6 protein-coding genes and 2 riboswitches are annotated in these 9,522 nt (G+C 45.6%); all 6 genes read right to left on the bottom strand.

Annotation, left to right across the window (positions count from 1 at the left end):
* Positions 1-204: 204 nt before the first annotated feature.
* Positions 205-1,530 (bottom strand): NCS2 family permease, encoded by a 1,326-nt coding sequence (locus tag RKD52_RS21420; protein ID WP_369736097.1) that lies wholly within the window; start codon positions 1,528-1,530, stop codon positions 205-207.
* A 145-nt stretch (positions 1,531-1,675) separates the two neighbouring features.
* Positions 1,676-1,777: riboswitch (purine riboswitch) on the bottom strand.
* Positions 1,778-1,861: 84 nt separating this feature from the next.
* Positions 1,862-3,382, bottom strand: a complete 1,521-nt coding sequence (guaA, locus tag RKD52_RS21415) for a glutamine-hydrolyzing GMP synthase (protein ID WP_454101415.1) — start codon at positions 3,380-3,382, stop codon at positions 1,862-1,864.
* A gap of 141 nt (positions 3,383-3,523) precedes the next feature.
* Positions 3,524-3,625, bottom strand: a riboswitch (purine riboswitch).
* Between the two features lie 31 nt (positions 3,626-3,656).
* Positions 3,657-5,840 carry a transglutaminase TgpA family protein gene (locus tag RKD52_RS21410; RefSeq protein ID WP_454101414.1) on the bottom strand — a complete coding sequence of 728 codons (2,184 nt, stop codon included), beginning with the start codon at positions 5,838-5,840 and terminating at the stop codon, positions 3,657-3,659.
* Positions 5,837-7,057, bottom strand: coding sequence for a DUF58 domain-containing protein (locus RKD52_RS21405; protein ID WP_454101413.1), 1,221 nt, complete (start codon positions 7,055-7,057; stop codon positions 5,837-5,839). The genes RKD52_RS21410 and RKD52_RS21405 overlap by 4 nt, the downstream gene beginning before the upstream one ends.
* A complete protein-coding gene (locus RKD52_RS21400) occupies positions 7,057-8,019 on the bottom strand; it encodes an AAA family ATPase (protein ID WP_369736094.1) in 963 nt (320 codons plus the stop codon). Before RKD52_RS21400 ends, RKD52_RS21405 begins: the two co-directional genes overlap by 1 nt.
* Before the next feature lie 249 nt (positions 8,020-8,268).
* The gene (locus RKD52_RS21395) at positions 8,269-9,318 is read right to left on the bottom strand and encodes an NAD(P)/FAD-dependent oxidoreductase (RefSeq protein ID WP_454101412.1); all 1,050 of its coding nucleotides are present in this window, start codon (positions 9,316-9,318) and stop codon (positions 8,269-8,271) included.
* Positions 9,319-9,522 lie beyond the last annotated feature (204 nt).

Here is a 9,522-nt window from a genome sequence, read left to right as displayed (position 1 = left end):
TTTTTTTAGAAGCTGTGTTGTCATTCGTTCGCGACAACAGATATTAATATACCACGATAACTTTGATGCGTCAACGTTTTTTTAGTGGTATTTTTCAGCTCCGCGCCTTTCTCTTAAAAAGCACAAGAGTTAATATACCAACACCCGCAGGTAAAGTCAATAAAAAAAGAGATGCCGGAGCACCTCTTTTTTACTTCTATTCTATTATCCTGCCAAAAAGACAAAGTAGAGGATAAAGATGATGAACAATCCATACATGATCGGATGGATCTCTTTCGCCTTTCCTTTCACAATCATTGTTACCGGATAGAAGATAAATCCAATCGCGATTCCTGTTGCAATGCTGTACGTGAGCGGCATGGCAATGATGGTCAGGAATGCCGGTACAGCAATCTCAAACTTGTTCCAGTCAATTTTTCCGAGAGATGAAACCATGAGAATTCCTACTATAATAAGTGCAGGTGCTGTTACCGGCGCTGTGATGACACCGAGCAGCGGCGAGAAGAACAAGGCGAGCAGGAACAGCCCGGCTGTAACGACGGATGCAAATCCCGTTCTCGCACCTGCAGCAACTCCTGCAGATGATTCAATGTAGGAAGTCGTTGTTGATGTACCTAAAATCGATCCGATAACTGTTGCAGCAGAGTCCGCGAAAAGCGCTTTGCTTGCTCTAGGAAGTTTGTTTTCTTTAATAAGACCAGCCTGGTTAGCTACCGCTACAAGCGTTCCGGCTGTATCAAAGAAATCTGCAAAAAGGAAAGTCAGAATAACTACAAGCATTTGAAGAGTGAACAATTGATCCAGATTTGCAAAAGCAGCACCGAATGTCGGCTCAAGACTCGGAACAGCTCCAACCACCTGTGTTGGAACGTCGATTAATTGAAAGATCATTCCCACAATCGCCGTAAGGATCATTCCGTAGAAAATTCCGCCGTTGATTCGCTTAACCATAAAGATCACAGTCACAAACACTCCGAAAATCGCAAGCAATGCGTTTCCGTCTTTTAAATTGCCGAGTCCTACAAGCACAGCATCATTATTTGTTATGATTCCTGCATTCTGAAAACCTACGAAAGTAATAAACAATCCAATACCGGCTCCAACAGCGTACTTTAGTTCCTCCGGGATTGAATTAATGATTTTTTCGCGGAGACCTGACGTTGTTAAAACGATAAAGATCAGACCCGAAACAAGAACGCCGGACAATGCTGTCTGCCAAGGGATGCCCATTGTAAGAACAACTGTAAAGGCGAAGAATGCGTTCAGCCCCATTCCCGGAGCAAGTGCTATCGGATACCTGGCTATGAGCCCCATTAAAAGAGATCCAATTGCCGCAGCAAGAGCAGTTGCCGTAAACACAGCTCCCTGATCCATTCTTAATTCATTCGGAAAATCAGGCACTGACGCCAGAGAAAGTGTCAGCGGATTGACGAACAGGATGTAAGCCATAGAAAGGAACGTTGTAAGTCCGCCGATAAACTCGCGGCGGTAGTTCGTGCCAAGCTCTTCAAACTGAAAATACTTTTTCATGTTAAATCCTCCTGTATCTTAACGCCGTGCCGGGGGCCCGTGTATAAACAAACAGATAAGTGCAAAAAAGCGCTCCTGCTGCAGAGGAGCGCTTGACGACATGGATATTAGACAGGTTGGCACATGTTAGAGTTATCCGAATGCACCGAACTATATAACACCTCGTAGTCAAGCTCTTTACGGCAGCTTGGTAGAAACTTTTGGGCCATATCCCCAACTTTATACGACGTATTTAGACAATATTTTTGATAGGTCTATCTTATCAGCATAGGCATAAAGTCGTCAACAAAAAAAAACGAACATTTTATATAAAATGTTCGTTTTTGTTCGTTTATTCCCACTCAATTGTTGCTGGCGGCTTGCTCGTGATGTCATAAACTACGCGGTTTATGTGTTTTACTTCATTTACAATGCGAGTAGAGATGATCTCGAGAACCTCCCAAGGAATACGTGCCCAGTCAGAGGTCATGCCGTCGATTGACGTTACGGCACGGATGCCGATTGTGTAGTCATACGTTCTTGCATCCCCCATAACACCTACACTGCGGATATCAGGGAGAACGGTGAAGTACTGCCATACATCACGCTCAAGACCTGCTTTTGCGATTTCTTCACGAAGGATTGCATCTGATTCACGAACAATCTCAAGTTTTTCTTCTGAGATCTCACCCAATACGCGAATACCAAGTCCAGGACCCGGGAAAGGCTGGCGCCAAACGATTGCATCAGGAATGCCAAGCTCTGAACCAAGCGCGCGCACTTCATCCTTGAATAGAGTGTTAAGCGGCTCAATCAGTTTGAACTGCATGTCCTCCGGCAGTCCGCCTACGTTATGATGAGATTTAATTGTTTGAGCTGTTGCCGTTCCGCTCTCGATAATATCTGTGTAAAGCGTACCCTGCGCAAGGAATTCGATGCCTTCAAGCTTCGTTGCCTCATCATCAAATACATAAATAAACTCATTGCCGATGATTTTGCGTTTTTGCTCAGGGTCGGATACTCCGCGGAGTTTTTCCATGAAGCGGTCTTTTGCATCCACTTTAATGACATTCATGTTAAAGCCTTCGCTGAAAGTCTTCATTACACCGTCAGCTTCATCTTTACGGAGAAGTCCGTGGTCAACAAAGATACATGTCAGCTGATCACCGATCGCCTTATGAATAAGTACGGCTACAACAGAAGAATCTACGCCGCCGCTCAGTGCACAAAGCACTTTTTTGTCGCCGACTTCATCGCGGATCTTTTGAAGTTCAAGCTCAATAAAGCTTTCGATGGACCACTCGCCGCTGCATCCGCACACTCCGAATACGAAATTGCGGAGCATATCGTTTCCGAATTCTGAATGGCGCACTTCCGGATGGAACTGAACGCCGTAAAGACGTCTTTCCTCGTTGCTGATTGCAGCAAACGGACATGACGGGCTTGTTGCATCAACGATAAAGTCATTCGGGATATCAGCTACAAGATCGCCGTGGCTCATCCACACGATCTGCTGTTTAGGAAGATCTGCGAAAAGGGCTGTTTCTGTTTGAACGTTCAATGTTGCTTTTCCATACTCACGGTGATTGGCAGCTTCTACTTTCCCGCCAAGGTAGTGAGTCATCAGCTGCATACCGTAGCAAATCCCAAAAACCGGGATGCCCAGGTCGAAAATCCGCTCATCGCAGCGGAAAGCATTTTCGCCGTATACACTGTTCGGTCCGCCTGAAAGGATAATTCCTTTAGGGTTCATTTCCTTGATCTCTTCTGCTGTCAGAGTGTGGGGATGAAGCTCACTGTATACGCCAAGCTCACGGATTCTGCGCGTAATCAGCTGGTTGTACTGACTTCCGAAATCCAATACGACTACCATTTCATCTTGCAAGTTGTTCACGGATGTTCACCTCATTTAAAAGATACCCTATAAAAATAGGATTCAGAAACTGGGCATAAAAAAAGCTGGAACTATACCTTCCAATCCAAAAAGAAAAGAAGGCAGAATTCCAGCTTTTACAGGTGTATATTCTGCCTTCATAGTCAGATTATTTGCGGCAATCCGGTAGAGACTCTCGAACCATATTATCGAGGATATATGAAGGGTAAGCACTATTAATTTTTCCCTATTCTAACAATCTCCCGCAATTCGGTCAAGATGCTATCTTTTTAATTAAATTTTCCCACAACTTCATGGATTTTATCCATTCTTCTTTCGAACTGTCTCCCCTGTACAGCGATTTTTCGTAGCTGGCCGTCAGCTGGGTCATATCCCGCATATCAAAAAACGAGTCGATATAACGGGCATAATCACGCAGGGTCTGCCCGTCCTGACGCTTCAGACCGTATCGTTCAAGCTGTTTAAGAAGGGCATTGTAGGCCTCACCGTAGACCTTTTCGTCCTTCCGGTGCTTATACTTGAACAGGATAACGTACGGCATCCATCTTAATCTTGTTTTATATAGAACAAACGCAATGACCGCAGCTGCTGCCAGAATGAGATAAAAAGCAGTACTGCCGACCTGAATGTTGAACGGAAGAGGGTTTTCTGATGTTCCTCCTGAATTTTCCGTCCGGCTATCTTCAGGAACCGGCTCCCGCTCAGGTTCTATTTGTTCTGGTGTTTCGGCTTCAGGCGTTTCGGAAGTATTCAGGTTAAACGTAAAATCATAGGGATTTGTAAAGCTTTTCGTCGGCTCAAACGGCACCCAGCCGATGCCGCTGAAATAAACTTCAACCCAGGAGTGGGCATTATTGTTTGTCACTGTATACTCTTTTTTGCTGCCTCCAAGACTCTGGACGAAGGAACCGTCTGAATAGCCTTTCACCCAGCGGGCAGGAATATCCGCAGCACGGAGCAGAACGATCATGGAAGTGGAGAAGTTATCACAGTAGCCTTTAAACGTCTCAAAAAGGAACTGGTCAACGTAATCCTCTTCCCCTCTCGGAACCGCAACATCCGTTGTTTCATAGGAAAACTGCGAACCCCCCAAGTACGTCTCAATTGATTTTGCCTTATCATAGTAATTGCCGTTGCTCTCCGTCAGATTAAGCGCAAGATCGCGGACACGCTGCGGAAGCTCTTCAGGCAGCTGTGTATACCGGGCAATCTCCTCTTCTGAGAGTCCTGCATTTGTTGTGACTTTCCGCAGTTCGTCAATTTTAAAGTTAGGAAAATTGTATGCCGTTTCGTAGGAGCCGGGCGGGAAGTAGCCTCTGTCTTCTGAAATGCGCGGTCTCATCTGTTCAGAAACCGGGTTCACATCAAGAACGGCATTCTCAGGAAGGCTGACAGACTGCACGCCTGCAGGGTAAATAATGTGATCATATCTGTACCTGCGGTCAATTTCCACACTGGCTGTCATCGGAACGGTCTCTGTCCCTTCTTCTGTTGAAAGGACAGTGATTTCATCCGGATCCATCTGCACATTATCCGCTTCAGGATCTGACAGTTCCCATCCCTTCCCTGTGTAAACATCTTTTGTCTCCACTTTCCAGTAGTGACGGTCTTCAGCAACAGCGGTGAAAACAGGGGTATTGTCTGCTACAAAGGATCCCCCGAGCTGTTCATCATTCGGGCCGTAGCCAATTTTATTTACTCCTCCATTCGGTCCTTCATCCTGACTTCCGTAAGCCGTCAAATAAGGAACCGGATCCGGCCACTGCGGCTCCGCTTTCGGGGCAAGGATTCCGATAAAAACGGCAGAACCGATCAAGGCAGTAAGCGGCAGAACCCACTTGACTGTCATATAGCGCTCCCTCTTGATCCGTTCAAGAATACGCAGCCTTTCCAGATATAAAAGACCAATCAGCACAAAGCCAATCACGACAATTCTTACAATGGCGATGCTTGCATCATACTCTGTGAACGTGTCAAGAACGGTAACATAAACAAGCGTGATGATAAAAAAGAACATGATCCGCTTCTGGACAACGATCCAATAATTGATCAGGTACACAAGCAGCCAAAGCAGGACAAAGAACAGCAGCGTCCTGAATGGCGATGTTATGTCCATCCATGACGCATTCATCATAAGAGCAATGTTATCTCTAATATCATTTATAAACGTCCCGACCCAGGAAGGGTTCAAAAGAGATCCTTCAAAAAATAAAAGATGCTGCACAAACAGAATATAGACAATTTTTACAGCAGCAGCGGTGTACCATTTGGCTCCGATTGAAATGAAAAAGAAGCTGATGCCGATAAACAGAACAAAGACAAGGGTATTTCCTGTTTCCGTAAAATCCTGAAGGGGTCTGAGCCACTCCCATAATAAAAGAAAGGCAAAGGCATAGTAGATAAAAATCGCTGTCTGTTTTTCCATTTGTTCACTCACAGCATGCTCACCTCTTTAAAGGCTTCTTCAAACCGTCCCGCTCCGACGGCTTTTGTTATGATTTTCCGTTTCATCAGCCGGTCCATCATCACTTTTTCTTCACTTGTTATCCGTTCACCCTCTTTTTTCACAAGAAAGACGAGCGCCGCATGGCTGCGCGATCCCAGGCGCTCAAGCTTTCTTACCAAATCAAGAGATAAGGCGGATGTGACAAGCAGAGGGGTCGCATTTTTAGACTGCCAGACAGGAAGCTCCGTTTCTGCAATTTCCGCAAACGATGTCCCGCTGTCGCAGTCCGTTTTTGCAAGGTGATAGTAGATTTGCTGAAGATGCTGTTCCGTCTCCTGAATGGAAAAAATGGACTTTTCGCTTCCGATGGAAACAAATCCAAGTTTGGCACCGCTTTTGATGATTGATTTAGCGAGGGATGCCGAGAACGTGACGATTTCCTCAAATACATCTGATGGCGAGCGGTCCATCATCACTACAACATCGTGACTCTGCATCTGTTCAAATTCCTTTGTCATGATGCGGTCGCGTCTCGCAGTTGATTTCCAGTCAATCCAGGAGAACCTGTCTCCCGGCTGGTAATCCCTGATGCCGATAGCCATTGTCGTATCCTGCCAGAACTTCGCTTTTGAACTCGCTGCACCCTGCTCAAACTGTTTTTCATTCTGCCTGTAGGATAAATCAACAGAATGCGGATAAACGAGGAAGTAGTTTTCAGCATCGAATGTCACTTCTTTATCAATCAGCCCGAACAAGTCGCCGGTTCTGACTCGGACCTGTGTAAACCGGTGTTCGCCCCTTGGCATCCGGCTTAATTCGTAGCTCATGGTGATTTTCTTTTTAAACCATGGATACAGCAGCTTTTTCGGCTCCTGTCGCTCCTTAAGTTTGGAGAGTTTCTCCGGCAGTACATCCTCCACCACCAGGTAAAACAGAGGAAACGGGAAGGCACGCTCAATTGTTATTGTCCCAATCAGCTTTTCTCCCACTGAAAACTGCTCCTGATTAATGGACCTTGTGACCTGGAACGTCCGCACCGGATAGAAGGCGACAAGAAGCGAATAAAAGGAGATCGGCAGAAAGCTGTAAAAAAGAAACCAGCTGACAAATCCCCCCTGAAACATCGCATATGCAAAGGTAACCGCCGTGAAAAACAACAGACTGACAAGCTTCCAGACATAACGGATTTTCAGAAAAAAGCTCTTCATTAACGGCTCATCGACCTTTGCACAGGAACTGGTGTCCTGGAAATGATTTCAGTAAGCAGCTGTCCGGCAGACTTCCCTTCGTATTTCGCTTCGGACTTGAGTATCATCCGGTGAGGCAGGGTGTAAGGCGCGAGGAACTGGATATCATCCGGAATGACATAATCACGGCCGTATAAAAAGGCATATGCCTGCGCGGCTTTCATAAGAGCGATGGACCCGCGGGGACTTGCACCTAAATAAACGGACGGATGTTTGCGTGTTTTTGTGACGAGGTCAATAATATACCGCTTAACCGTTTCATCCACATACACGGTTTGGATTTCACCCTGCAACTTAACAAGTTCTTCTTTTGTGATGACAGGTTCAAGTTTGTGAATCGGACGTTCTTTTTCCGCAAGGTTCAGGATCTCAAGCTCTTCACCTGCTGAGGGGTATCCCATTCTGATTTTGAAAAGGAACCGGTCAAGCTGTGCTTCAGGCAGAGGGTAGGTGCCTTCATACTCAATGGGATTTTGTGTTGCCATTACGAAAAACGGCTTGCCGAGTGATTTCGTCACCCCGTCGACCGTGACATTGGCCTCCTCCATTCCTTCAAGGAGAGCAGACTGCGTTTTAGGAGATGTCCGGTTGATTTCATCCGCAAGGACAATGTTGCCCATGATCGGACCGGGACGGTATTCAAACTCAAGGGTTTTCGGATTGTAGATGGATACGCCTGTGACATCGGAAGGGAGCAAGTCGGGCGTGAACTGTATTCTCTTAAAATCTGCTCCCACTGATTTGGCAAGAGATCTGACCATCATCGTTTTTCCGACTCCGGGAACATCTTCAAGAAGAACATGTCCTTCCGCAAGGATTGCCACAAGGCTTAGCACGGCAACATCGCGCTTTCCGACCATAACGTGCTCTATATTTTCAATCACTTTGCTTAATTTCGGATGCATCATTTCATTTTGAGCCATTCTCATCCTCCTAGGACCTTTTATCGGGCATGTTGCTTAACTCTATACACATTCGAAATAAAACGACAAATTCCTGTTTCTTTTTACACATTTAATCTTTTCTTAACAATATCACGCAAACGGCAAAGGATAACCTTTCAGAGCACATTGGGAGAAGGTTTGAAAGGACAATCGCCGATCTGCCGTTGCTTTAAATGCTATCAGCAAAAAAAGAGCCCTCCTCATCAGAAAGCTCCTCCCTCTTTTCTTTTAGCCCAGCATCTCTCTCACAAGCTCTCTGTTCCGCTCTTTAAACACCTCATTATGAGAAGAAACCATTGCTGCTTTTTGCGCTCCCGGCTGTATGTACTGCTTTGCCTTGTTCACGGCGTTTGCCGCATCTTGAAAAGCTCCCGCAATTAGATGCAGTTTGCCTTCATGCATGAGAATGTCTCCCGCTGCATAAAGTCCTTCGACAGATGATTCGCTTGATTCATTTCCGGCAATGTAGAACTCCTCAGCAAGAGCTATGTTCAGGCTGCTGTTTTGCAGCAGGGTTGCATCCCTTTCATATCCATGGTTAATCACAACTTCATCCACATCGAGAAAGAAGGTTTCCCCTGTTTTCTGATTCGTCAGTTCTACCTTCTCGATCCGTTCGTGATCATCAGAAGCGAGGAGCTTTGTAATCGATGTATGGAAAAGGCACTCCGCTCTGCTGTTCATGAGCTGGGATACTTGTGCTTCATGGCCTTTCAGCGCATCCTTTCGGTACACAACATAGACGCTCTTTGCTACCGGCTCAAGTTCAAGCGCCCAGTCTATCGCTGAATTCCCGCCCCCTGAAATAATGACCGTCTTATCTTTAAAGCGCTTTAACGATTTAATTGTGTAATTCAGGTTTGATACTTCAAATCTCTCTGCCCCTTCAATTTCGAGTTTCTGAGGATTCAGTATCCCTCCTCCCACTGCCGCAATAACCGTTTTGGAGAAATGTGTGCGGCCTGATGCCGCTTTCAGTATGAAGATTCCCTCTTCATTTTTTGAAATGGACACGATTTTCTCATTCAGCACGACCTCCGGCTGAAACGTCAGCCCCTGCTTAACGAGCTGATCAATTAATTTTGCACCTGTAATGGGGGTCATTCCGCCTATATCCCAGATCATCTTTTCAGGATATACGTGAACCTTTCCGCCAAGCATCGGCTGAAATTCAATAATTTTTGTTTTCATTTCTCTAAGCCCGCTGTAAAAAGCTGAATACAGCCCCGCCGGACCTCCTCCGATGACTGTTACATCAAACAATTCGTGGTTCTTCACACCCTTCATCCCCTTTATGAATTATCTATTTATGATTGCACAATTACGATTGATTATCATTCTCAATTAAATATACTTTGTTTTCTCTCTTTTGACAAGCTGAGACTGTTAATAGAGTGACATTCATTTTGTTTGCACCTCATACAGGAACGGGAACATAATCCTGACCCTTCCTGCAAAAAATAGGAGGATATGACGCCTTCT

This window comes from Metabacillus sp. SLBN-84 (genome assembly GCF_053629595.1).
Note: the sequence above shows the minus strand (reverse complement) of the source record. Positions and strands in the feature narration are given on the sequence as shown.